Below are 22,604 nucleotides of genomic sequence, written 5' to 3' on the forward strand. Positions count from 1 at the left end.
CAATAACGCGCCTACTCACTGCCTTTCAAGCCAAGTCTGGCGAGCGGTATACCCTTAAAATTCCTGTACTGTCGGTCGTAATACGATTTCGTTAATATCAACATCACTAGGCTGAGAAATGGCAAAAGCTATTGCACGCGCTACTGAGTCACTTGGTATAGCTTGCTTATAAAAATCGACAACGAAGTCGGAGCTATCCTTATGGGATGATGACGTGGTCTAATAGATTTGTACACACCAGTTAAGAGATAATCCTAAAAACTGGAGTGAAAAATGGCAGCAAGAAAGAAGTACTCAAAAGAGTTTAAATTAGACGCGATTAGTCTGGTAATTGACCAGGGCTATTCGAAGGCTGAAGCGGCAAGAAATCTTGGTATTAATCCTAACGTTTTAGGGCGCTGGATCAAAGAGCACGAAAATGATGATGGTCACGCATTCCGCGGCAATGGAAAGCTGACACCGGAACAAGAAGAGCTTCGCCGCTTAAGGGAAGAAAACAAACGGCTCAAGATGGAGCGCGACATCCTAAAAAAAGCAGCCACCTTTTTTGCCACGGAAGCAAAGTAAAATACGCTTTCATCGCCCAGCATAAAAAGGTGTGGCCTATTGGCATTATGTGCCAACAATTGGGTGTTACACGTTCAGGTTATTATAGTTTTTTAAAACGCCAAGCTACTATGTCTGACGATCCAACTCATACCGAAATGATTGAATGGATACAAGATATCGCAGAGTCAAGTGAGCATACATACGGCTACCGAAGAATGAAAAAAGCGCTGAATATTCTTGGCTATCGGGTAGGCAGGAACAAAACTAGAAAGTTAATGAAAGAAGCTGGTGTTAAGGTCAAGCACAAGAAAAAGTATAAGGTCACGACAAACAGTAATCATAAGCAACCTGTATTCGATAATCTGTTAGAGCGGGAGTTTGCAGTTGAAAAGCCTGATCAGGTTTATGCCTCAGATATCACGTATATCTGGACACAAGAAGGTTGGCTGTATTTAGCTGTTGTGATTGACCTTTACTCAAGAAAGGTTGTTGGCTGGAGCATGAGTTCGCGAATGAAGGCTCAGATGGTTTGTGATGCACTCAAGATGGCAATTTGGCAAAGACGCCCGCAGGCCGGGTTAATACATCATTCTGATCGGGGGAGCCAGTACGCCAGCAAGGAGTTTAGAAAACTTCTAACGCTGCATAATTTTAATGGAAGTATGAGCAAGAAAGGTGACTGTTGGGATAATGCGGTTGTTGAAAGTTTCTTTGGAACTTTGAAGCAAGAACGTGTTCAATGGAAAAGCTATCAAACACGACATGAAGCTCAGCAAGACATCCTGGAGTACATCTCAGTGTTTTATAACAATCAGCGGATGCATTCCTATCTGGGCTATCGAAGCCCGGCGGAATTTGAAAAAGAAATGACTGAACTAAGAAAAGTAGCTTAACTGGGTTGTACAACTTTGGTTGACCACGTCAAGCCTTGAAGACTCTGGCTACAAACACATACATGCAACGGCAGATCCAAACCGTTATGAGCGTCAACTTCGGGTTTTTCATGATATTACCGGATTTACCAAATTGGGGGTGGCGTTTGAAAATACCAGCGATGGTAGAAGTTATGCCGCTATCGATATGATCAACTCGCTCAGTAAAACCCTCGGTTTCAGTGTGCAAGCTTGCCATACCAAAAGTGATATTAGCGATACTCGGCTGGCCGAGTACAGTGTTATAAAATGCTTTCAAACACTTGCAGAACAGGTTGATGCCATTTATGTGACAGAACAGGGAGGCGTAACCGAAACCAGCCTTCCGATACTCATCCGTATAGCCAATGAACATAAGATACCCACCTTTTCTCAGTCTGGTGCAGAAGAGGTGAAATTTGGCGTATTGGCGAGTTTGTCACAAGCCAACTTTAAGTACTTCGGCCAGTTTCACGCCGAAACCATGGCAAAACTGTTTAACGGTGCTCAGCCTTATCAATTAAGCCAGCTATTTGAAGAGCCCCCCAGAATGGCGGTTAACTTGAAAACGGCAGAGATCATCGGGTTCAACCCGCCGCTACTGCTTCTGGGTGCCAGCGATGAGATTTACCGTGAAATAGTACGCCCCAAGTAAATATGGATACTGTTATAAACAAAGGAGCGTTTTCATGTTCGGTTTAGACAAAGGAGTTGTCCGTTTCAGACTGGTAATGAGTCTTGTTATTTTCTTATTGCTTGGCGTTTGGAGAAGTGCAACCTCAGCAGAGGCCATTCAACAGGTTCCCGAAAAAACTTCGAAAACCTGGCATCTCGCCTACTACGAAGGGGGGGATAACAGCAGCTATCGTCGCTATTTAATTTCCACCATAGAAAGGTTAATGGAACTGGGGTGGGTTGAGCCAGCGGAGATACCTCACCTTAACAACTCAAAACAGCTTTGGTATTGGCTGGCAAACAACACAAAAAGTAACTACATTAAGTTTGTCGAAGGAAATTATTATTCCGCTCAATGGGATCAAAACCTGAGAGAAAAGGAGAAACAAAAGATTATTCGACGATTAACTCAGGAAAACGACATTGATCTTATTTTTGCGATGGGCACGTGGGCCGGAGAGGACTTAGCTAACAATACGCATCACACCCCTACGTTTGTGATCTCTGCCAGCAACCCTATTGAGTCTGGCATCATCAAAAGTGCCGACAATTCTGGCTATGACCATGTATTTGCAAGGGTCGCGCCCCAGCGTTACGAGCAACAAGTCCGACTATTTCATGATCTGGTGAAATTCAAAAAGCTGGGAGTGGCTTATGAGAACACTAAAAACGGGCGAACCTACGCAGCATTAAACAGCATCACTAAAGTTGCCAAAGAGAGGCAGTTTGAAATCATAAGTTGCTATACCCAAAGTGATATCTCAGAGCGGGCAATAGCAAACACGAGCGTTATCACCTGTATAGACCGTTTGGCAAAAGAGGTCGATGCCTTATATATTACAGAGCAAGGTGGCGTCAATGAACAGAGTATTCCCGATATTGTTGACATAGCCAACAAGCGACAAGTTGCAACATTATCTCAAGAGGGGGGAGACGCGGTTAAATATGGTATTTTAATGAGTGTTTCATCTCCCGATTTTGACTCCGTTGGCTTATTTCTAGCCAAAGCACTCGACGACGTATTTAAGGGGGCTGCCCCGGGGAATCTGAATCAGCTATTTAAAGAACAAAACAGCATATCGATCAACCTTAAAACCGCCGAGATCATCGGAGCTTATATCTATGCAGACTGGCTAGCGATTGCAGACAGGATATACCGCCAGATCGAACAACCGGAGACCAAGTAACCATGATGGAAACGAGTGCTGGCAGAAAGTATGGATTTCGATCTCTAAAAACAAAATTTATATTTTTGATCCTGATGATCATGGCCTGCACTGCCGCATTTATCATGTACTTTACGAACCATGACGTAAAGGAAACCATGTTAAAGGCTGAAGAGGCATCAGCCCAGAACGTTCTAAAGCTGGTCGAGTTAAGTTTGAAAGGCGGCTATGACCGATTAACAGCAGACAAAATAGAAATACTGAATCGCTTGGAGTCTGAACTGCATAGCGTTTCAAGTGCCAGCCTATCGGCACTGGCTGAATTTATGACCCTCGCAGATTCAAAGCAGATAACAGATGCTGAATCAAAGAACCTGGCAATGAAGTGGCTAAGGAGCGTAGACTTCGCTGAAGTAGAGATTTTTGCATTTGACCGAAACGGTACAATCATAGCCCATGCCAATCCGGCTATTCAGGGCTCATCTATCGCCCCAATCAGCGACTTTAAGGGCCGCCAGATTTATAAAGTCATGGGGGAGGAGCTATCTCCCGCAGGTGACAAAGGTATCTTTAACTGGACCAAGCCCAGAGAAATATCTCCCGGCCGCCATATTGGTCTGTTTAAACCCATTTCAAGGTGGAATCTGACCCTCGCGGCGACGGTTAATTTTGGGGACGTAGAAGCAGAAAGCCAAAAAAAAATGGCCGCGATTATCGATAGCTTACGTAAAACGTTACCCCAAATTAAAGTGGCCGATACAGGCTATGCACTTCTATTTAATGGCGACCAGGAGATACTCGTATCGCCAATGTCTTCTGAGCATAACTTAAACAATAACCTTAACTATCCTCAGAGAGCCGTTCTGGAACAGGTTATAGAGGCCCACCGCTCAGAGAAAACCAGCATCCGATATAACGACCCATTTTTTTCAGGCAGCCCCGAAACGGAAGGCCGATTAGTGGGAACATTTATCAGTTACTTTAAGCCATTTGACTGGTATTTGGCGGTTGTTGTGCCTGTTGATGAGATTGAAGCACCAGCGCAAACACTGGTCACCAATCAAAGTATGATAATTGTGCTCTCATTTTTAGTCAGCGTGCTATTTGCGCTGATATGGGCGACCCGGATATCACGCCCACTCAATTTTTTAACCGACTATACCACCAAGCTACCCTCGCAACATTTCATTAATAGCGAAGAGGACAATCAGCTACTTGAAACACTGGCAACCAACTCAAAAGATGAGGTCGGTCGATTAGCCCGATCCTTTGTCGTGATGGAAGCAGAGCTTCAAAAAAACATCAAAAAAGCACGGAAAGAGAAGGAGATCGCTGAAGAGGCCAATCAGGCAAAGAGTGAGTTTCTGGCCCGAATGAGCCATGAGATACGCACCCCTATGAACGGAGTGCTAGGCATGGCCAGTATTCTGGATGGCACAGACTTATCCCCCAAGCAGCATAAATACCTGAATATCATTAAAACCTCAGGTAAGTCGTTAATGAGTATCATCAACGACATCCTTGATTTCTCGAAGATTGAGTCCGGTAAATTTGAACTCGACTTGCACCCTTTTAATATCAAAGAGCTGCTAACCGAGCTAAATGACATGTTTGTCCACCAGACAGAAGACCGGGGCGTCGACTTGGCGTTTCATACACCAACAAACATCCCGGCAAGCCTGATCGGTGACAGCGGCCGTATCCGCCAGATACTCACTAACCTGATTGGCAATGCGATTAAGTTCACCTCAAAAGGCACCATTGATGTAGGTATCGAAATAGTCGAGCAGACGTCAAAAAAATTATTGTTGCAAATCTATGTACGGGATACCGGTATTGGCATTCCTCATGATAAGCAGCAAACAATTTTTGACTCCTTTTCCCAGGCTGACGGGTCAACGACACGGAAATATGGCGGCACAGGCTTAGGCCTAAGCATATGTAAAAAGCTGGTTGAACTGATGGGTGGGCGACTCGGCGTCGCAAGCACGCCGAATAGGGGCTCTACATTCTGGTTCTCCATGTATCTGGATAAGAACCCCGACGTCATAGAGCAGCGATCTTCCACTGGAGAGGACAGCCGTTTTGATGTGCTTGTCGTAGGGGCTGACACCGCTAATCGAACAGTCGTCGTTCACAATCTTTCCAGTTGGGGGTTACATCCGATTCCTGTTAATAGTCATAATGACGCAATACACATGCTTAAGACGTGCATTTCGTCCTCGCTCAGCTACCCGCTGGTTATTGTGGACTTACAAGACAAACAGCGTTCCCTATTACCGCTGCAATCGATTTTCGATAAAGACGCGGTTCTCAATAAGCTTAATATTCTGATCTTTACGTTTGATGATAATTTCGCCGACAACCCGATGGAGTGTTCAAAGCTCTATAACGCGATGATGGACGTACTTCCAATGGAGTCATTATCGCACCGGAAAAAAGCAAACAAACTACCTATTGATGACACCGAGGCAGCTAATCATGGTGGCACGTCATCATCCGTTGGCACGCTAGCCTACACGTTAAAAGGAAAAATACTTTTGGTAGAGGATCACCCAGTCAATCAAGATTATGCGCTGGAGTTACTGAGAACGCTGGGCATCAATGCCGACTTAGCCAATAATGGCGCTGAAGCCTTGCGTCAGCTTGCCAGTATTGATTACGATGCCGTATTAATGGATTGCCATATGCCGGTTATGGATGGCTATGACGCAACGATAAAAATTCGTGAGGATGAGAAAAAACAGCACAAAGAAGAGCAGATTCCGATTATAGCCCTAACTGCCAACGCACTCGTTTCTGACAAAGAGAAGTGCCTGGACGTAGGTATGAATGATTTTTTATCAAAACCTTATAACCTTCACGAGCTGTATGACGTATTGGCAAAATGGCTACCCACAAGTTCGGCGCAGACATCACCCTCAACACCCGCGACGCCAAAACAGCAATCTACCGATAGTGCAAGAGACGAACTTGAAGACAGCCCAAATACGCACTACCCACCCTCGAAGACCTGACATCATCAATTTTAGGCGCGACAAAAGGCCTTCGACAAGTCAGCTAGCGCCTTATGAGTCATTTTCAAACCTGCTTAGTGCGTCCATGCACGCTTGATAGCGCTGCTTAATATCAGCAATATCATTCTCTTCAGAAAACGAGGATTCACTCGCCCGCCTGGTCATCTCAGCCTGACGCTTGATCGCTTCATACTGCTCTTTATCCGTTGCCTGATTGGCGATACTGGTGAGGGTTTCCATCAATCGAATCGAAACAGCGACACTGCTGAGCCCATATTGCCTGATTTGATCGAATGCCGCATTGGTTATACCTGCAAAGGTAATGGGTTTGGTAATCACCCGAAGGTTGTATTCATCATCATAGAGATTTGCTGATGGAAAGGCCCGATTCGACAGTCTGCATAACGCGGTTCCCAAACGATCAATACAGGCCAGCGCGGTAAACGGATCATTGATTCCCGGTGAGAGCGCACGCACAGCAATCTCTACCAGCTGATTAACAGTAAATTCTATATCCTGTTCAGGTGTACGGTGTGAGCCCAAAATCAATGCATTTGAAATAGACGTTTGGAGTTCGTCATCAACCGCACCTTTGTCCTTGCTCATGATGGCAAATAAGCAACTGCCCAGTGAGACAAAGCAACCGGGGCGGTACGGCAGACGAATAATCAAATCATTCTCTTTAGCGATATCAAACAGCGTTGCGTCATCAATCGCCTGCAAATAACCACTTTGGTCACTGCGAATCGTATGCCCATGATAATGACTAATATCAAGCGGAGGCTCATTGGGGGTGTCACAGTTATTATTTTCAGAGTTTTTGCCTTCAGAGTTGGCATCCTCGTTGTCACTCAACGTTTGCGGAAAAAACAGATCAATATGTGCATCCAACTCATGGTATACCGAGGCAACGACCTGTTCTGCCTGAATGGAAGCCGAGATATGGTGAATAAAATAAATCAACACACCAACATTGGTCAGCGACAAAATCAAAGCGAACGTTACTGAAAGATTGGGGACAAAATCCTCTCCACCCGAAGTATGCACCGCCCTGAGCACCAGCAAACAGTAGATAAAAGTTGAGATAAACATCCCCAGTACCGTCTGATTGCCTTTATCTTTCATAAAGTTCCGCAGCATTCGCGGGCCAAACTGCGACGACGCTAGCGTCAAGGCAACGATGGTAATTGAAAAAACCACACCTGCCACCGTTATCATGGAGGTTGCGATGGTGGACAACACCATTCGGGCACCTTCAGGCCCAACTTCGTAAAAAAAGCCAAATATCCTGTGTGGCTTAAGCTCGGTGCTACGATCTGTCGCAATCAGAAAGAAAGAGGCCGCAACGGCACAGCACACCATCAACGCAGGTACAAACCAGAAGCTGGTTCTGAGTGACTCCCAAAAATTAAGCAATCTCGTTTTCATATCTGGCGTGTAGTCCCGGTCGACTCAAGGAAGTCATGGCACTCTGCACAAGCCATGAGCGTATTTTTAATCAGCGCGAGGCTGGTCTTCCGCCCCTCCTATTTGAGCTTTTGCGCAGAATAAGCTTGACCGCTACAAGAAGCATTAGCCCCCGTCAAACTTAATAATTACGTTTATGAGAGTAGATTCTGTAGCGCATCAAGGCAAGCGCTCGATGTGGCGTTAGCCGGTTTATCTGTTTGCGGCACCACTAAAATAGACAGGCCGGTGGAGTTCCTCCATCGGCCTCGCGTCAGTGAAAAAGAGCGTTATTTCACAATACCCAGATCATTAACAACTTTTTCAACATCTTTAGTGTTCTTAGCGATCATTTCCGCAAGGTCTTTTTCTGCATCACTATCAACCTTTCCTTTAAGGCTGACCACACCTTTATTAACATCTACCTCTATCGACGTGCCATTGACCTCAGACTCAAACAGAAGACGAGTCTTTACCACCGTGGCAATTTTCATGTCTGTCAGGTCGTTGCCAAGGTCATTGGCTTCTTCCTTTTTATCCTTTTCCATCTTGAGAACATGCAGCTTATTTTCGACCCCCGTTACACCGTCAACACTTTCCATTAACTCTTCAGCCAGGGCTTTATCCACCTCACTACCCACTTTACCGGTTAGAATGACTTTACCGCCATCCACATCGGTATTGATATCAAATGAGTTGAGGTTAGTGTTCAACAATAAAGTTGCTTCTGCCTTTCCGTCAATCCACGCATCTTTAGCTTCATCTTTCCACTCCTTTGCGTAAGCTACGTTGATTGAAGTTGCCATCAAGGTCGCAGCGATAATTGACGAGTTAACAATGCGTTTCATAATTTAAATCTCCATTTTGTTAAAATTCAAATTAGAAACAGCAACCACAATGCCAAAAACCATATATTGTTATTTATCATTAACTTAAAATAAAACAGCCTGTTTTTCGTACAACACCCTAACGACAGTATCTTTGTAAAATTTTCATGGTGAATGATCATTTTTTCCCGTCAGCAGTGTGTTCAAAGCAACATGTCATGAGCGCTAAAACCGCTTTTTTGTTTCTTCCAGCAGGTCATTTTCCACTTGAACGTCAGCCGCAATATTCGATAACCGTATTGATAATTCACGCCTCGTAACCCGTTTTACCGCAAGCTTTAGCAATAAAAGCGTGTTCGCCTCATGTCGTTGAAGCGTCTCAACAAACGCTGAGGTCTCAGCCTTTTTAGCATTGTTCTGTACCGAATCGTACAGCGGTGCATAGCTGTTTGGCAGCGCGCCAGCAGCGCTGTTTCCCCCGCTATGATGCTGTATATAAGGCATTAGGCTACTCACTATCACGTGACGGAGCTGCATCATGCGGCTAAATAAACGCCTCAAGCTATAGTCGTCTACATCATTTGCCAAGTGTTGATAAAATGCGACGCCATGACGGCACAGGGCATGAATTTCAATGATCAAATCCAAGTCGGTTTGTTCTTCTTTGGGCAGGGCGCCATTCTGGCTAGTCATCACTGTCCCCCCTTAAGTTATTAATGCTGAGTCCAACCAATACACTTCGTGTATTGTTTTTAAGCAAATACCTCACCAACAAAACAGTGCGGCAAGCGAACTACCACCTTTGTCATTTTGAATAATTGCTTTTTGTCAACTTCAATAACATCCCCTTGAAAAATTGCTATGTTGACGCAATCAACTATATACTCCGGCTTTAAGGGCACCTACTACTTCCTATATACAGCGACTCCCACTATGAGCATACCCAGAATATTCTTGCATGTGATCGACAACTCTCTGGAGAAACAGATTTTACAGCTGGATATCATAAACAAACTCGCTGTCACCAGGAGCGATAAAGAAACCTCTTGGATAAATCAGATAATAGCTGGCCCCGAGTATGACATCGCATTAATAGAAGCAGATGCTTTTAACCAAGGGCAGATCGGGCGAATTCACGATGAAAACCTACTGCCGGAGATGGACTTTATTTTTCTCAGTCAGGGAAAACCTAACCCGCACCTTGATCAAATGGTGCTGCGTAGCGCAGGTTATCATTTTCGCTCACCTTATAACCTCAACCTTATCAGTGACGCGATAAGCGATTATCTGGAACAGATAGCGGTTAACAAAACCAGTGCAGAGCAGGTTGTATCCAGTAATATGGATCAGTTTGGCATGCTGGTCGGTTCATCAAGTGTTATGCACGACCTTTGCCGCACAATACGGAAAATCGCATCATCAAGTGCCAACGTGTTGATTATCGGTGAAAGCGGTACAGGCAAGGAGTTGGTTGCTAACACCATTCATATGGCCAGTCCAAGGTTTGAGCAGCCCTTTGTTGCCATCAACTGCGGGGCACTCAGCCCGGAGCTGGTTGACAGCGAGTTGTTCGGGCATATCAAAGGGGCATTCACTGGCGCCCACAAAGACCATCAAGGGGTATTTCAGCAGGCAGAAGGGGGAACACTGTTTCTTGATGAGGTGACAGAAATGCCACTTGCCCATCAGGTTAAGCTGCTGAGAGTGCTGGAAACGGGTGAATACCGCCCTGTCGGAAGCAGTCAGACCCTCAAGTCCAACGTTCGAATACTAGCCGCTTCAAACCGGGATCCAATGCAAGCCATTGATGATGAAGTGTTTAGAGAAGACTTATACTTCCGCTTGGCTCACTTCCCCATTCGCGTACCCCCTCTAAGGGAGCGAGGTGAAGATATTGTCGGGCTGGCAAAGCACTTTCTCGCTTACCGCAATGCTCAGGACCAGCAGCTAAAAGACATTGCCAATGAAACACTGGATATTATTGCTAATTACTCCTGGCCTGGTAATGTGCGAGAACTAAAGCATACGCTGGAGCGAGCCTTTATTTTGGCGGATGATACTATCTTGCCCGAGCACTTAATCCTTGACTCAGGTGGCCAAGACTACGAAGCAGAACAACTGGAAAACGTACCCTCTGGTGTTCCACTGGACGAGATCGTACAACATGCCATCGTTAATACGCTAAAATCAAACGACGGTAATAAAACAGATAGCGCTAAACAACTGGGGATTAGCGTTAAGACGCTATATAACAAGCTGGAAAAGTATGATCTTACCGATACGGTTCAGACTCAGGAAGACGAACAACCCCAAACCAATAACTCTCAATCACACTCATAATTTCCAGCAGTGACTCAAATCGCAACGGACTGCGTATCACCAATTTGACTTAAAGAGCACCATTAGGTCGAAGCACCTTAAGAGCCGCTCTCCAAAACAAAATCACGCCCTCCCTTTTATCATAGACACAGCTACCCGTTTTCAGGGACTAGCACATGCAGAGACTTGGGCTGCACTTCAATCTCCACAGGCTCCGCGTCAAACACCTCGCCATCAATCACATACTTTCTCAGTGGATCAGTCTTTAATTTGATTTTTTTAGCCCGCACATGATGAACTCTATTATCCGTTTTTATTTGCGCAAGCCCGGCAACGGCCAACTCTGCAATTCCAGCAATACGCTCAGTTGTCTGCTCTGAGGTATCAATCCAGGTGACATCCAGATAACCGTCTGCCCAGTCCGGCTCACCGCCGCCTTGAGCAAGCAAACTGGTAATAGGGGCGGCGTTAGCAATTACAACACTGCTAATCGACTGATTAAGCAGCGGCTGGCCATCAATCTCCATATCCACCACAAAGTTTTCCGATTCATTCACCGCTTGCATAAACCCCTGAATATAAGCTAACTGGCCTAGTTCATTTTTTTCATCACGATTGGCAAGTTCAATCATCTCTTGCTCAAAGCCGACACCGGCGAGTAGCAGCATCAACTTCCCATTGCATTGGGCTGTGTCGATACAGGTACTATGGCCTTCTATAATATCGAGACAAACCGCCTCTGCCGAGGCAAGCTTTGACTCAATACCCCACAACGCGTGGCATAGCGCATTGGCAGTACCCAAAGGAAGAATCCCTAGTTTAATATCAGTACCCACAATCTTTGAGGCAACTTCCGAGACAGTACCATCACCGCCTCCAGCAATAATGATATCAGCACCAGCTTCCTTGGCTTGCTCGGCCAGTGCACCGCCGTCCATCGTTTCAGTGGTCGTTTTTAGTGTAATGTTGAAATACGGCGACAGCGTGTTGATCACCTCATCTTTCTGGTCTTCCCACTTGCCACCACCCGCTACCGGGTTAGCAATAACCCATGCGTTGTTCATGATTTTTAACACTCCGCGTCTATGTAGTTTTTCAAGTGCAGCCATCTGGCCTTTGTTCAGCCTTACTGTTTTTCGAATGCTTTGAATCTTCTTCATCATATCCGGGATCGAGCGCTGACTTGTTCGGCTGAGCATATAGGCCGCAACCACAAACGCTGAGCGCCCCCTTCCCAGCGCGCAGTGCACCACCACTCTACCGCCATTGCCAATATGGCTGTGCATCCATTTAATTGCGCGCACACACTGCTCCTCACTGGGAGCCGTATGGTCAAGCAAGGGAATATTCAGGTAATCAATCGGTTCATTAATCAGTGACCAGTCCAGCGCATCAAACTCCGCAGTCACATCCAAAACCGCAGTCACGCCATTCTCTTTCAGGCGCTCGATATCCCTGGGGAACAACCTGCAGCCAAGAAAGACCCCCTTATCAATTCGCTGCATAGAAGGTGTCGGATCGTGTTTTCTGGCCCATGCATTGTAGCCCCTTGCGCCCAGCAAAAACGGGAAGAATAACCAACGGATATAGCCTGGTATGGTGCCATCGTGTCGCTTGCGAAAAACCTCGGCCTTATTGATGATGTACGCTGAACTCACCGCAAAAAGAGAAGCCGATACCCATAACAGGAGTGCGCGCAATATCGAGCTATCGAGAAAAATAGCGCCCAGCAAGCTTAGCAGCGCTCCTGCCACATAATACTTTGCAATAAACACGTTCGCTCACCCTCCTGTTGCATCAACGCTTTTTAGAACATAGCTTACAAACCGTACCTCAAAAATTGCACCTCACAAACAATAACCCCCCATAGCAGGGGGGATTGTTCAAACGTGCTGAACCGAGCAATTAGCAGTCTGTATCTTTAGCATTCATGCCTTCTTTCGCATCTTCACACAGATCCTCTACCGTATTACCTGCGTCGGTCGCGGCTTCATCAATTCGCTCTCCCGCGTTTTCTGCAGAACCATCACACGCCACAACAGTGAACGCCATTCCTATTACCATCATTAGCGCTAGAAGTGATTTTGTAAAATTCATAGTTATATCCTTATTTAGTCTATTTAGGTTAATGTGAATCATGGGGGTGGTTAATCCGCGACAACGTCAATCAACTACAACGCTAACTCACCACATTGCCGATCAGCGAAACGACCATCAGTATCAGGAAGACAAAAAATAGTATTTTTGCAATACCTGTCGCTGTACCTGCAATACCTGAAAAACCGAATATTGCTGCGACGACGGCTATAACGAGAAATGCTAATGCCCAACTTAACATGTCATTCTCCTCTACCCTTTAGTTAATAAATATTTTCCTCTACCTTAGAGTCTTCAAACTGGGGTTCTACGAACTAACGTTTAAGTGAGAGCCAGATCGGAGACTACAGCCTGATTTCAATGCTTATTGACTCTACTTACTAACTACTTAGCGATAACCGTGCCAATCAAACAAACAGAACATAACGAATTGAAATATATAGACATTATTAAAAACGCCCAATAAAATTGAAAGAAATACTTCTCCACTGAACGAAAATATTACAAGTACAGTGTAATTGTTTCATTTACCCTGCTGGCATATAGGCTATCTTCAAATGGCAGAAGTAAAATCAAGCGGCTCAACCAAGCAGGCGACTAAAACTGTGATGTATCTGCCTTAAAAACATGGCTATTATAAAAAACACTATAACCATCATTCTGATTAAAAGGTTTACTGAATGGATACCGGGACATTGAAATTACATGGCTGTCGACAACCCAGGTATTTAACTCGCACACAGCTCTCGGCACTTTTTGTGATTATTTCGTTATGGTCACTGTTGCTGCCTCGCCTGTCTGGCGCAGCGCCAACCCTTGATGAAGTAGAGTTTAAGATAGAAAGAGTCAAAGAGAGCCCTGAACTTGATGAGTCAACCCAGACCAAGCTGATAGAAACACTGACCAATACCATCGGCTTTCTAAAAGAGGCCGATAGCAAAAGTGCGGATGCCAAGCAGTTTGCAGAAGCAGCAAGAACCGCCCCCAAAAGGGCTCAGTCACTACAGGCTGATCTGAAACGGCTTGAGCGGAACCCTGGTAAGCCAAAGTCCCACAACGATAAAAACAAAAGCATCGATAGACTAAAAAACGAGTTGCTGGCTGCTGAGACATTTCACAACAACCTCAGTGCAGAAATAAGCCGGCTTGAAGCTCAGGTTTCCCAAGCCAAAAACCGCCCCAAGATCATTCGCAATAACCTCACCGAAATATTCAACCGGCAGGCCGGTATCGACTCTGAACTAGCCAGCAGTCTAACGTCTACCTCAGGCAATCTGGAGGAACAGGTTCAGCGCTGGAAACTGGAAGCAGAGCAAAAAGCCCTGTCTGCTCGGCAGGAGTCTCTGGAGCAGGAGCTATTAAGCTTTCAAGCAAGGATAGAACTGAAGAGAATACAGCTCTCTATCTTTGAGATTCAGCTTCGCAACGCAAATAGCCGGATACAAACCCTGCAAGAGCTGCTATCGAAGAAGCGGATTGAGAGCGCGCAAAAGACAGAACAAACACTGACCAAGCAAGAGCAACAATTCAAAGATCAGCATATTCTGCTGCAACAACTAGCCGCTCAAAATACCGCACTTAGCAAGCAAAGCGCTAACACCAGCGAACAGTTTAAAAAAGTCGAAGCCGACACTCAGGAAGCCGCAACCAAAACACTCGAGTTATCTGAGAGTTTTCGTAATACCCAGCTAAAAATTGAAATAGCAGGCCTCAGCAAAGCGCTGGGGCAGGTGTTACTGGAAGAGAGGCGTCGGCTGCCGAACGCAACAAACATTAAAGCTGGCAGCCCAGCCAACGACGAAACAATAGCTGAAGCGGGTTTAAGACAGATAAGGCATGAAGAGGAGCGCCGAGCGCTACGCGACATCAATACCTACGTCAAAGAACTAACTAAAAATCTTGATAGTGAGATAGCACAATCCCTTGAGCCTGAATTAATTGAGTTGGCCGAACAACGTCGAGAGCTTCTAAACAAGGCAATCGAGATCGACCAAGCCTATGTACGGGCTTTGGGGGAGTTGGACTTTGTTTTACGAAAGTACCTGGCCAAAGCAGATAGTTACAACGAGTTTTTAACTGAGCATCTGCTATGGATACGCAGTTCGCCCGCGGTCAATGCCTCCATGTTGGGTGCTACCGGCAGTCAACTACTTGAGCTGTTTCTTGGGCCTCAGATCAAGCAGTTAATTACGGATGCCAGGCGATGGTCGTTCAGTAATCTGGGATACTGGTTGCTGGTAGTTGTGCTACTCGTATTTGCCTCAAGACACAAGCAGCTGAGCAGCCAATTAACCGCGTTGAACGAACCTATGCAGCGCCTGACGACAGATAATTACATGTTTACCCTGAAAGCACTGCTAATAACGCTGCTACACGCATCCATTTGGCCGCTGATTCTGTTTCTCAGTGGCCATGCGATTAGCACAACCCCTGAAATATCCTCGCTCACCTCAGCGTTGGCAAATGCGCTTTCAGGTATAGCGATCATACTTTTCAGCTTTTCATTTTTACGAAAAATGTGCCTCCCTGATGGTCTCGCCATTGCCCACTTCAAATGGCCAAAACAAGACGTTAACAAAGTCTACAAAGACCTCGGGCGGTTTATCTTTATCTTTATTCCAATAGTTATCGCAGCTGAAACCGTCATGAACTACCCGTTTGAAGCAAGTGCCGGAGCCCTGCCACATATAACGCTCGCGTTTGCAACAATCAGCTTTGGCTATTGTGCCTTTCGTCTGGTCAATAAAAAAAATGGCGCGATGACTGTTTATCACTCCCGCATACACAAGACGGAGTCAAATGTGCTACAAAAAGCACTGGTCAGCCTCTCAACAATCGTCCCCAGCACGTTATCTATTGCCGCATTGATGGGCTACCTTTATACGGCGGCGACCCTTAGCCTGCTGCTACTGACTTCCATTTTGAGTATTGCCAGCCTGATTAATGTACACCAGCTCATTATCCGCTGGCTGGTGCTGACACAACGCAAAATGGCCTATAAAAATGCCGTTGAACGCCGTGACAAGGCCAGGCAAAAAAGAGCCGAACAAAGTAAAGCTGAGCAGAGCAATGGAGACCAGAGTAGCGCCATCATCGAGTCGATTGAGGATGCGATTGAAGAGCCACAGGTAGACCTGAATGCCCTGAGCAGAGAGACCAAGGAACTGATCAACACGCTGCTATTTATCTCTGGCGCGATCATTCTCTGGTTAATCTGGAAAGAGATACTTCCTGCGCTGGGAATTCTGGAAGATATTGAGGTCTGGGAGAACACCCGGAAAGTAGGCGACAAAGAGCAGCTGGTTCCTGTCACGTTATTTAGCCTGACCATCGCCGTGCTCATCATCATACTGACATTTCTGGTCGCCAAGCGCTTGCCTGCACTGCTTGAGTTTATCTTTCTGCAACGGATGCAACTCAGTGCCGGTGGCCGCTATACCATACGAACCCTGTCGGGTTATACCATTGTAGCTATAGGTGTGCTCTCAGCACTCAGTTCGATTGGCGCCAGTTGGTCACAGGTTCAGTGGCTGGTCGCCGCGCTTGGCGTCGGTATTGGTTTTGGCTTGCAGGAAATTGTCGCCAACTTTATCAGCGGCTTGATTATCTTGTTTGAACGGCCTATACGTGTGGGAGATATTGTCACCGTTGGCGAGACCGATGGCATCGTCACCAAGATAAAGATTCGCGCAACCACCATCCGTACCTGGGATCAGAAAGAGCTATTGGTTCCCAACAAGGAGTTTATTACCAATCGCCTGTTGAATTGGTCGTTGTCTGACCAAACCATGAGATTGTTGGTTCAGGTGGGAGTGGCCTATGGCTCCGATGTCAGAAAGGCAATGGACATTATTATCGATATTGCCAAACAACACCCCAACATAGTCGACGAGCCCGCGCCAGCCGTCACGTTCGAGAGCCTCGGAGATAATGCGCTGATTCTATATTTGCGCGCTTACATCAATAACCTTGATCACCGTTTACCAACCACAACCGACCTGCACCTTGAGGTTTACGAACGCCTGAATGAAGCCGGTATTGTTATCGCCTTTCCGCAACGAGATGTACACTTGCATACCGCAGGGCCTCTCGATGTAAGGATGGCAAAGGAGCAAAACACGCCTGCACAGAGCAGTTAAGCACCGGATGTAAGCCTGAGTAGCCAGCTAAAGAGGATAAAGGCAAGCCAAATTGTCATAGTCAGTGCCGCCACAATGGTTAAGTACACGAGCAACAATCTGATGCGGCTTTGCCGCTTCACCCGGCCAGGATTGTTAACGTATGACTGAATCAGACGAACATTACGTTGATTCGCTTTAAAGGCAAAATCAAAAATATCGCCCACAAACGGTATCATGCCGACAATACTTTCGAACACCACGTAAAAAATCATGCGGCTCATGACGCTGGTTGGCACACCTAATTTAGCCGCATTGACCAGGATATAACCAGAAAGAAAACTTGAAAACAGGTCACCAACGACCGGAATCAGCCCAAACAAACCATCTAACCCAATCCGCCGGGACGTACCGGGCAAGCAGATCGAATCATCCAACCACCAAGCAAGTCGCTCAAGCCTTTTGACGGTGTGCTGTTGCGTTTCTCCCTGCCTGCTATTCATAGCTTCCTCATTTTGGCCTCGTAAACACGAGGCGCTATAGCCTGGGGGCATCAACATTTATTTTCAGCCCCCCATGGTTTACATACTGCGCTTTATAGTTAATTTATAGTACCTCCACTTCGTGGCCCCATAAAGAACCAATGCAGCAAACCAACAATAGGCAATAAAATAATATCACTCAGGTAACGTTCAATATAAAGTCAGATAAGCCTTCAAAAGCCAAAACAAAACTGGCACGAAATATGTCTATAAGAATATAGAGCGCAACAATGCTCGTTATGGATAAATGCGTTGAGCATTTTATTTTTTGTGTGAAAATGGAGGAACACAACATGAATTGGGACCAAGTAGAAGGTAAATGGGATCAGGTTAAAGGTCAGTTCCAACAGAAGTGGGGCAAGCTTACAGACGATGATCTGGACTCTGCCAAAGGCCGCCGCACGGAGCTAACAGGCCGTATACAAGAACGATATGGGCTGGCCAAAGAGAAAGCAGAGGAAGCTGTAGACGATTTTCTTAAAAAAATCTAAACGAATGAACTCTCGGCATTAATAGAGATTCAAGCTGTATAGAAAAAGCGCCACCGTCATTCAATGACGGTGGCGCTTTTTTTGTATCAGACCGTTAAATTCTACAAAGTTCTATTTTTCGGTTTATTCACAGCAGTGAAAAAGTTACTCATTGGAGTGAACTTTTTTCAAACCTCATTGCAATATTGGCTCTCGGTAATGACTAAAAAATTGTTCAAAGGCACTCACGTATTATCTATTTGGCTTTGTTTCTATATGCCGCTTCAAGCCCGGTAAAGAGGGTATCAAGAGCGCCCTCGATTCTATCCCAGGTATCCTCTTCTTTAAGCTCAAGCCCGGCAAAAGGTGACTCCATATGCTCACGAATGGTTAAGTGAAGCAACGCCGCACCCAACAGCGCAATGATCTCGTGATCGTACTCCGAGTACACTTTTTTATGTTGCCCCAGCATCTGTTTTACCACGTCCAGCGAGCTTTGCGTTCTTTCAGCAATGAGCTTTTTGGCAGCATCATTTTTTTCCGCCATCTCCCAGGCATAAATAGCCACCGTGTTAGGTCGTTTTTCCAGAGCGCTTCTGAAATTTCTAAAAATACATTTACAGCGGTCTCGTAACGAAAGTGCACTAAAGTCTTCACGGGACATGCCTCGTATTTCTCGCGCTGAAGGCCAAAAGGCATCGGTCTCACCATATGCTTCGATAACCCCTTCCAGGCCACCAAAATAACGGTAAATCAGTGCCTTACCAACACCTGCCTGCTTTGCAACATTATTGATACCCAGCCCTCGATAGCCGTCTTTCGACAATATGTGCTCAACCGCCTCCAGTATTCGGGTTTTGGTTTGCTCTTTATTTTTTATCTGTTTCTCAGCCAATGGAGATCTCTTCAGTTATCAAATAGTGCGATATTGCCCAGCAATTCGACTTCAAACGCCGGTTTGGCAGCAACAATGTTACCAGAGGGTAACATTTTTTGAAAACCCGTTGACTTCTTTTTTCGCTCGCTATAAATTATGTGACCAGTTGGTAACATTAGTAACCAAAACCATGGATGGTAGACATCCCACTACTGACTTTTTATACACAAGGAATATCGCAATGGCATTAGAGACGCTTCTTTCAGAAACCCTCGGCATCGTAAGAAAACCCATCCTCCCAAAAGTACTGAACAAAAAACTAACACTGATCACTGGTGGTAGCAGCGGGATCGGGCTTGCGGTTGCACGTCAGATCGGTGAAGCAGGCGGCACGGTTATTCTCGTCGCCAGAGGGTTGGAAAAACTTGAAGCAGCCAAGAAAGAAGTCGAGGCCCTGGGTGGTACAGCCTATATTTATACCTGCAATCTGAGCGACACAGACTCTTGTAAGGAGCTGGTCGAAAAGGTACTCGAAGAGCATGGCCCGATTGACGTGCTGATTAACAATGCCGGACGCTCTATCCGTCGCTCAGTCAACGACGCCTATGACCGGTTGCATGACTTTGAACGAACCATGAACCTAAATTACTTTGGCTGTTTACAGCTGATCTTAGGTTTTCTGCCTTCAATGCGTGAGCGTAAAAAAGGGCATATCATCAACATTTCATCGGCGGGCTGCCAGTCTAATGTTCCTCGTTTCTCAGCCTATATCGCCAGTAAGTCAGCGCTGGATGCCTTTAGCCGCTGCCTAACCAATGAAATCGCACAAGAGAACGTGCACATTACCACCGTCTACATGCCGCTTGTTCGCACCCCGATGATTGCGCCCACCAAGAGTTATGACTATCTACCTGTCATGTCGCCAGAACGTGCTGCACAGCTGGTACTGAAATCACTCGTAACCAAACAGAAGAAAGTCACCACCCCGCTCGGCTCACTGGCAGAACTGGTATATGACATATCTCCTACCTCTGCCAGCACCATCATGAACCTGAGCTACAGGCTAGAAGAGAAAATTCGGTTACACCAGGAGAAAGCTAAAAAGTCGTAGCTTAGCCGGGTGTTGTTTAGCCTGGTGTTGTTTAGCCTGGTGTTGTATAGCGCTTGTCTCTGTTATTGAGGCAAGCGTTTTGCCATCGTCGATGGTGAAGCTATATCACTGCTTCATAGCGCTGATTCTGCGTTTAACCTCAGGGTCATTCGGCGCAATGGCTGACAAGTTCGTTAAGTGACGCCAGCTCTCTTTCTGCTGGCCTGCTCTCTCCAAATAGACAATCAGCGACAGCAACACATCATATTGATTCGGCCACATCTCATTCGTGCGCTCAAGCACCTTAACAGCCTCCTGTAACTGGCCAGATGACTCCAGCGCCACCGCATAGACATAAGAGTATCTGACAGAACGATCACTCTGCTCTGTCGCCTCTTTTAGATAATTCAAAGCGGTGTCCAGCTGCCCTTGCCGAACCCAATACAAACCAAAACTATGCTGAGCGGCGCCACTATCTGGCGCAATTGAAACCGCTTTTTGCAGTGTCTGCTTGGCGCTTTTCTCATCACCCAAACCCCGGTATAGATCAGCAATGTTAAGCAAGGCAGGCACATAGTCTGGCTCAATTTCCAGGGCTTTATTCAGGGCCATAAGTGCCTGTTCTGTATCGCCTTGGTTCAGCGCATAGGTTGCAATAGATGCTTGTCCTGACGGTGTATCTTGTGACCTGCGCAACTGTTTCTCATACTCTCTAAACAGTTTGCTGAGGGCAATATAGTCTTCTCCGTTGACCTGCGAACCATATCCCGCCAGTTGGTTCGCCACAGCAAAACGGACGCTGGCAGACTCATCAGTGAGCAGCGGTTTCAACAACCCCCAACGGTACCGAACAGGAATAAAAGCTGAAGCCTCTACTGCGGCACGCCTAACCAAAGGGCTTTTAGACGCCAGCTGCCGACTAATGGTTTCAGCGGTCAAGCGAGACGGTATGTTCCCCGCAAGTGATAACAGCGTTGCTCGGCGAATGGCCGGATACTGTTCGTCTTCCGCATAACGAACCATTGCACGTAATGCCAACATGTCCGTCTTCTGCGCTCGCACATTAATGGAAGCAAACGGGTCTTTCAGGTCGCGCTTATTCCACTTATTAATTGCTTTTGAACTCCACTCTATCGACTTGTCTTGGTGGCAGTTATTACACGCATTGGGTGTATTCATCACCTCTGACTGCTGAGGGTCGGGAATGCTAAACGAGTGATCTCGACGATCATCCACTTGCATATAGGTCGTCGCGGGCATATGACAGTTAATGCACTGCGCACCTTGCGATGCACGCGCGTGGTGATGGTGGACCTCAGCATCATAACGTTCTGCGCTATGGCACTGAGTGCAAAGCCCGTTATCCTGGTTTCGTACTTGCCCGGTATGTGCATTGTGGCAGTCGGTGCAGGTCACACCAGCCAGATGCATTTTGCTTTGCAGGAAAGAGCCTAAAACAAACACTTCATCTCGGATTTGACCGTCCGGGTGATAAAGCGGGTCATCAAGCAAGCGCAGTGCGTATTGGTCGTGGTAATCATTGGCAGGGTCAACCCCGCCAATCACCTCTCTTCGAGAGTGGCATCCACCACAGGCATTAATCTGCGACGAAGTGACCTTCCCTTGAGGTTTTGCTATCGGCTCTTTGCCGTCAAAAACAAATTGGCGAGTCTGTTTAAGGTCTGTTTTAAAACCGCTGTTTACGCCTTTTTCGTAGTCGCCGTTACTGACTAGATTAACATGCTGCCTGCCCACCCCATGACAGGACTCGCAAGCAACATTCAACTCAGCAAACGTTGTTTTATAGCGTTGGTAGATCGGGTCGTAGCCCTTAGAAACACCGGTTGAATGACAGTCTGCGCACCGACTATTCCAGTTTTGTGTTTGGCGAGTCCAGTGAAACGGGCTGGTTGGGCCGGTATCTTCGTTCGGAAGCAATTTAATCCAGCGTTGCCCTCCCTCAGAAGCAGGCCTTGCATCCCACGCGATATCAAATGCTTGAAGTTTGCCCTCACCTATATCAATCAAATACTGCTGTAATGGCGTATAACCAAAAGTAAATGCGACTTTGTAGCGTTCTGCTTTTTGGCTGGCGCTTTGCGTGGTAACAAAGTACCCCCCTTCTTGCCGGGTAAACTGGGTAATTACACCATTAAAGCTGACTTTTTTATTATCAAAGTCTCCCAATACAGTTTTGGCCGAAGGCTGCATCATGGCCTTCGCATGATGTGATGTTTGCCATTGTTTCAGCTCTGCCTGATGGCACTGGCCACACACCTCGCTACCAACATGCGCCTCTTCAGCCTTAATGCTGGGGTATACCGGTTCAACCCCATTGTTGTTTTTACCTTCAAGATGGCCAGTGCTACCGGCCTTGGCAACACCATTTAAACCGATTAAGCACAACAGCAGTGTAAAAACAGCACAGCGGTGAGTACCAAAGCGCTTGGGTAGAGACGAAATCAAGAACGGCATGAAAGTCCTTTTATTACCTATAAAA

At 46.3% G+C, this 22,604-nt stretch carries 17 protein-coding genes; 8 read left to right on the forward strand and 9 right to left on the reverse strand.

What is annotated here, in order from left to right; all coding sequences use genetic code 11:
* The first annotated feature begins 273 nt into the window (after positions 1 to 273).
* The 4 genes from MY523_RS15415 (at position 274) to MY523_RS15430 (ending at position 6,318) form a co-directional block, all read left to right on the forward strand.
* Positions 274 to 1,442, forward strand: a protein-coding gene (locus MY523_RS15415; RefSeq protein WP_250655574.1) for an IS3 family transposase whose coding sequence is annotated in 2 segments (ribosomal slippage) — positions 274 to 535 and positions 535 to 1,442 — 1,170 coding nt in all. Because the reading frame shifts where the segments join, the coding sequence is not laid out codon by codon here.
* A gap of 19 nt (positions 1,443 to 1,461) precedes the next feature.
* Positions 1,462 to 2,115: a type 1 periplasmic-binding domain-containing protein gene (locus MY523_RS15420; protein WP_250655575.1), complete on the forward strand. Its 654-nt coding sequence runs from the start codon at positions 1,462 to 1,464 to the stop codon at positions 2,113 to 2,115.
* 34 nt (positions 2,116 to 2,149) lie between these two features.
* On the forward strand, positions 2,150 to 3,322 hold the full coding sequence (locus MY523_RS15425; RefSeq protein WP_250655576.1) for an ABC transporter substrate-binding protein: 1,173 nt from the start codon (positions 2,150 to 2,152) through the stop codon (positions 3,320 to 3,322).
* Between the two features lie 2 nt (positions 3,323 to 3,324).
* A complete protein-coding gene (locus MY523_RS15430; protein ID WP_250655577.1) occupies positions 3,325 to 6,318 on the forward strand; it encodes a cache domain-containing protein in 2,994 nt (997 codons plus the stop codon).
* 51 nt (positions 6,319 to 6,369) lie between these two features.
* On the opposite strand, the gene MY523_RS15435 is transcribed toward MY523_RS15430, so the two are convergent.
* The 3 genes from MY523_RS15435 to MY523_RS15445 form a co-directional block, all read right to left on the reverse strand.
* A complete protein-coding gene (locus MY523_RS15435; RefSeq protein ID WP_250655578.1) occupies positions 6,370 to 7,746 on the reverse strand; it encodes a DUF2254 domain-containing protein in 1,377 nt (458 codons plus the stop codon).
* 308 nt (positions 7,747 to 8,054) lie between these two features.
* Positions 8,055 to 8,612, reverse strand: coding sequence for a BON domain-containing protein (locus MY523_RS15440; RefSeq protein WP_250655579.1), 558 nt, complete (start codon positions 8,610 to 8,612; stop codon positions 8,055 to 8,057).
* A 204-nt stretch (positions 8,613 to 8,816) separates the two neighbouring features.
* On the reverse strand, positions 8,817 to 9,284 hold the full coding sequence (locus tag MY523_RS15445; protein ID WP_250655580.1) for a ferritin family protein: 468 nt from the start codon (positions 9,282 to 9,284) through the stop codon (positions 8,817 to 8,819).
* Positions 9,285 to 9,524: 240 nt separating this feature from the next.
* Between MY523_RS15445 and MY523_RS15450 the strand changes: the two genes are divergently transcribed.
* Positions 9,525 to 10,931, forward strand: a complete 1,407-nt coding sequence (locus tag MY523_RS15450; RefSeq protein ID WP_250655581.1) for a sigma-54 interaction domain-containing protein — start codon at positions 9,525 to 9,527, stop codon at positions 10,929 to 10,931.
* 131 nt (positions 10,932 to 11,062) lie between these two features.
* Here MY523_RS15450 and MY523_RS15455 read toward each other — a convergent pair whose 3' ends face one another.
* The 3 genes from MY523_RS15455 to MY523_RS15465 all read right to left on the reverse strand — a co-directional run bounded on the left by MY523_RS15455 (position 11,063) and on the right by MY523_RS15465 (position 13,248).
* Positions 11,063 to 12,685: a diacylglycerol kinase family protein gene (locus MY523_RS15455; protein ID WP_250655582.1), complete on the reverse strand. Its 1,623-nt coding sequence runs from the start codon at positions 12,683 to 12,685 to the stop codon at positions 11,063 to 11,065.
* Between the two features lie 130 nt (positions 12,686 to 12,815).
* On the reverse strand, positions 12,816 to 13,007 hold the full coding sequence (locus MY523_RS15460; RefSeq protein WP_250655583.1) for a hypothetical protein: 192 nt from the start codon (positions 13,005 to 13,007) through the stop codon (positions 12,816 to 12,818).
* Positions 13,008 to 13,089: 82 nt separating this feature from the next.
* Positions 13,090 to 13,248 carry a DUF1328 domain-containing protein gene (locus MY523_RS15465; protein ID WP_250655584.1) on the reverse strand — a complete coding sequence of 53 codons (159 nt, stop codon included), beginning with the start codon at positions 13,246 to 13,248 and terminating at the stop codon, positions 13,090 to 13,092.
* A gap of 439 nt (positions 13,249 to 13,687) precedes the next feature.
* Here MY523_RS15465 and MY523_RS15470 point away from each other — a divergent pair, with 439 nt between their 5' ends.
* Positions 13,688 to 17,146, forward strand: coding sequence for a mechanosensitive ion channel domain-containing protein (locus MY523_RS15470; RefSeq protein WP_250655585.1), 3,459 nt, complete (start codon positions 13,688 to 13,690; stop codon positions 17,144 to 17,146).
* Here the strand turns inward: MY523_RS15470 and MY523_RS15475 are convergent.
* On the reverse strand, positions 17,143 to 17,628 hold the full coding sequence (locus MY523_RS15475) for a DUF4112 domain-containing protein (protein ID WP_250655586.1): 486 nt from the start codon (positions 17,626 to 17,628) through the stop codon (positions 17,143 to 17,145). The two genes, MY523_RS15470 and MY523_RS15475, sit on opposite strands and share 4 nt — an antisense overlap.
* Before the next feature lie 332 nt (positions 17,629 to 17,960).
* On the opposite strand from MY523_RS15475, the gene MY523_RS15480 reads away from it, so the two are divergent.
* A complete protein-coding gene (locus MY523_RS15480; protein WP_250655587.1) occupies positions 17,961 to 18,158 on the forward strand; it encodes a CsbD family protein in 198 nt (65 codons plus the stop codon).
* Positions 18,159 to 18,393: 235 nt separating this feature from the next.
* Here the strand turns inward: MY523_RS15480 and MY523_RS15485 are convergent, their stop codons facing one another.
* Entirely contained in the window at positions 18,394 to 19,032 is a 639-nt protein-coding gene (locus tag MY523_RS15485; RefSeq protein WP_250655588.1) for a TetR/AcrR family transcriptional regulator, read from the reverse strand.
* Between the two features lie 223 nt (positions 19,033 to 19,255).
* Here MY523_RS15485 and MY523_RS15490 point away from each other — a divergent pair, with 223 nt between their 5' ends.
* Positions 19,256 to 20,125 carry an SDR family NAD(P)-dependent oxidoreductase gene (locus MY523_RS15490; protein WP_250655589.1) on the forward strand — a complete coding sequence of 290 codons (870 nt, stop codon included), beginning with the start codon at positions 19,256 to 19,258 and terminating at the stop codon, positions 20,123 to 20,125.
* A 105-nt stretch (positions 20,126 to 20,230) separates the two neighbouring features.
* Here the strand turns inward: MY523_RS15490 and MY523_RS15495 are convergent, their stop codons facing one another.
* Positions 20,231 to 22,579 carry a tetratricopeptide repeat protein gene (locus MY523_RS15495; protein WP_250655590.1) on the reverse strand — a complete coding sequence of 783 codons (2,349 nt, stop codon included), beginning with the start codon at positions 22,577 to 22,579 and terminating at the stop codon, positions 20,231 to 20,233.
* Between the last annotated feature and the right edge of the window lie 25 nt (positions 22,580 to 22,604).

The sequence above is a fragment of the Alkalimarinus coralli genome (assembly GCF_023650515.1).
Lineage (GTDB): Bacteria > Pseudomonadota > Gammaproteobacteria > Pseudomonadales > Oleiphilaceae > Alkalimarinus > Alkalimarinus coralli.

What these genes read in the sequence shown, in the direction of transcription:
- MY523_RS15430 (WP_250655577.1), top strand. Translation starts at nt 3,325, where the DNA reads ATGATGGAAACGAGTGCTGGCAGAAAGTATGGATTTCGATCTCTAAAA.
- MY523_RS15480 (WP_250655587.1), top strand. Translation starts at nt 17,961, where the DNA reads ATGAATTGGGACCAAGTAGAAGGTAAATGGGATCAGGTTAAAGGTCAG.
- MY523_RS15450 (WP_250655581.1), top strand. Translation starts at nt 9,525, where the DNA reads ATGAGCATACCCAGAATATTCTTGCATGTGATCGACAACTCTCTGGAG.
- MY523_RS15460 (WP_250655583.1), bottom strand. Translation starts at nt 13,007, where the DNA reads ATGAATTTTACAAAATCACTTCTAGCGCTAATGATGGTAATAGGAATG.
- MY523_RS15465 (WP_250655584.1), bottom strand. Translation starts at nt 13,248, where the DNA reads ATGTTAAGTTGGGCATTAGCATTTCTCGTTATAGCCGTCGTCGCAGCA.
- MY523_RS15425 (WP_250655576.1), top strand. Translation starts at nt 2,150, where the DNA reads ATGTTCGGTTTAGACAAAGGAGTTGTCCGTTTCAGACTGGTAATGAGT.
- MY523_RS15490 (WP_250655589.1), top strand. Translation starts at nt 19,256, where the DNA reads ATGGCATTAGAGACGCTTCTTTCAGAAACCCTCGGCATCGTAAGAAAA.
- MY523_RS15475 (WP_250655586.1), bottom strand. Translation starts at nt 17,628, where the DNA reads ATGAATAGCAGGCAGGGAGAAACGCAACAGCACACCGTCAAAAGGCTT.
- MY523_RS15470 (WP_250655585.1), top strand. Translation starts at nt 13,688, where the DNA reads ATGGATACCGGGACATTGAAATTACATGGCTGTCGACAACCCAGGTAT.
- MY523_RS15440 (WP_250655579.1), bottom strand. Translation starts at nt 8,612, where the DNA reads ATGAAACGCATTGTTAACTCGTCAATTATCGCTGCGACCTTGATGGCA.
- MY523_RS15495 (WP_250655590.1), bottom strand. Translation starts at nt 22,579, where the DNA reads ATGCCGTTCTTGATTTCGTCTCTACCCAAGCGCTTTGGTACTCACCGC.
- MY523_RS15435 (WP_250655578.1), bottom strand. Translation starts at nt 7,746, where the DNA reads ATGAAAACGAGATTGCTTAATTTTTGGGAGTCACTCAGAACCAGCTTC.
- MY523_RS15445 (WP_250655580.1), bottom strand. Translation starts at nt 9,284, where the DNA reads ATGACTAGCCAGAATGGCGCCCTGCCCAAAGAAGAACAAACCGACTTG.